Genomic DNA, 2294 nt, shown 5'->3' with positions numbered 1-2294 from the left:
CTTGCAGTTTCAGGAACACTTCATCGAGATGCCAGGTTGAGCCCGGCTTGCCGCGCACGGCTTTCGCCCGGCGCGCGAATTGTGCTCCAAACCGGTCGCACCAGTTGCGGATCGACTCATAGGTCACGCTCATGCCACGTTCGAGCAGCAACTCCTCAACGTCCCGCAGGCTCAGGTTGAAGCGGTGGTACCAACGTACCGCGCAGCTGATGACCGATGCGGGGAAACGGAAACCGTGAAAAGGCGACTCGATCTTCTTCATCCCGCCATTTTACCCGGCCGCGCAGTCAACTTGACAAAGCCGCCTTGAATCAACACTCCCAACCGTGGGGGTTCATGGAAAGCCCATCGCTCTCGCTCCCGGGTTGGCATGCGAATGTCTAAACCCGTCCCTCATATTTTGAAATTCGTTTAATCGTCGCACTTACGTATCACCCCCATTTCGTGGTTCTCGTATAAATCGTCTCGAACCGTTCGTTATTCGTCATCTGGTCTCGCAGCTTCTCTATCAGAGTGCCGGAAAATTGCGCTGTGCACGTGTAGGAATCACCCCTCCCAAGGAGTTTCGCCCTGTAATTCTCCAAATCGTCCTTTGAAAAGCCCTTGGCACCAGGATCCAGGTCCTCGGCATGATTTAGCACCGCGACGGCCAGCACACGCAGCCCTTCCGGCGAATCCTGTGACTTACCAAATATCCGGGAACTGCTCGCGTACGACAGTGAGGCTGCAAGGGATCTTAGGAAAAAAGCCCTTTCAGCGGCGTTCATGGCACCATATACTGCCTCGGCCTCCGTAAAAAGCTGCTCCAGCAGGTCTTCTGAAAAACGCGCTTCAGAAAATATTTCGTACGAGACGTGATCATCGCGCTCATGCCCCACCAGTGGCAGAATGAACCGCTTCAGATCCGTCTGGGTCTGCGGAGTTGTCCAATCCTGCTTCGCGCCACCAGCGCCCCCCAGCATGTATCCTTCGACATACTCCGGAGGAATCAGGGACCTAACGATCTTCTCCAGCAAGCGACCCGATAGTCGCGAGATGCTTTTGGCATGCAACACGGGGAATTGAGCAAGATGAGTCTGATTGAACATGGGATAGAACGCCGGGTCTGTCGTACTCGATCCATCAGGCTTACTACTCCAGTCTACAGCAACGAATACATTGCAGAACTCTTCACCCGGTTCACCGGGGGCCCGCATACCTCTCCTGAAGTCATCTTTGGTCAGCAGGATGCAAACCTCCTTTTCCCTGGCAAGCAACGGAAAATAGGACAGCTTCGACTCACCCATGTCATTCGCGGTCTTTTTCACAAACCCGATCAGGTTCTCAGGAAGTGCCTTCAGGTAAGCCTTGCGCAGCGCCATTGCTTTGTCCCGCAGCTCTTCATGCCGTTCGGCCGCATCCAGTATCTGCAGCAAGCCGAAGCTGTTCGCACGAGCCCACGCGTAGCCCCCGGGTGCCGGTTGCGCCAGATGTGTCTGAGCATGGTCGAGCATGGCGCGCAGCTCCACCTTTCTCAGGTCCGCCCTGCTCAGGTCCGCCCCGCTCAGGTTCACCCCGCGCAGGTCCACCCCGCGCAGGTCCACCCCGCGCAGGTCCGCGTTGTCCCCTTGGAGCAAAAACCGTCTCGCCTGTGGGATGTGTACAGCCGCTTGCCTGTACAGATAATGATCCGCCCGGTGCCGAACAATCTCCTGCTCCAGAACTGCCCCGAGGTCAACGATGGTGCTACCCTCGATGGCAAAAGACTCAGACGTTGCGCCAGTTTTCACAGTAATGGTGAGGACGGTGCCGTTCCCGTCTGTATCCTCGGAAACCTTCAGATCTCCGCCGTGTCTCAACCCTACCGAAACAGAACGGTTACCCGGGCCCTGAACCGAAAATTCTTCAGCGAGGATTTTCTCATGAAGATCGACTACCGCGTGTATTACGGCTTCTTCTTTCTGGTGGCGGCTGATGCTCTTGCAAACCCGCTCGATGAGCAGTCCAATAAAAGCAGTCAACAGGGTGATCGTCGCAGTCACTGTCCCACGGGAGCGTGAAATATCGAAGTCCCCGGCCTGCTTGGCCATGCTTTCTTCAGCGCTGGCAGTGACGCGCTGAAAGACCTCCCAGCTGAAAGTGGGAATGCTTGCTCCGTCCTCGCCCCCCCCCCGGAAGGCTTCGTGCGTACCGCCCCGGAACGACTCACCAGATCGATCCTTCCCGAGAAAAGCTCTTGCAAACGTTTGTGCAGTCACAGTAGACATAATGATCCGATAGATTCTTCGCAAGTTCGCCAACGGCGTTCGTTCGAC

The 2294-nt window shown here is 56.2% G+C and carries 1 protein-coding gene and 1 pseudogene; both read right to left on the bottom strand.

Annotated elements, in window-relative coordinates; all coding sequences use genetic code 11:
* Positions 1-262, bottom strand: a pseudogene (locus P0D80_RS49645) (IS6 family transposase); the annotation flags it as partial.
* Between the two features lie 169 nt (positions 263-431).
* Positions 432-2294: pentapeptide repeat-containing protein (locus P0D80_RS49640; protein ID WP_408295946.1), on the bottom strand; the 1863-nt coding region annotated here is incomplete at its 5' end.

Source organism: Paraburkholderia sp. RL17-373-BIF-A (genome assembly GCF_046030175.1).
GTDB lineage: Bacteria > Pseudomonadota > Gammaproteobacteria > Burkholderiales > Burkholderiaceae > Paraburkholderia.
Note: the sequence above shows the minus strand (reverse complement) of the source record. Positions and strands in the feature narration are given on the sequence as shown.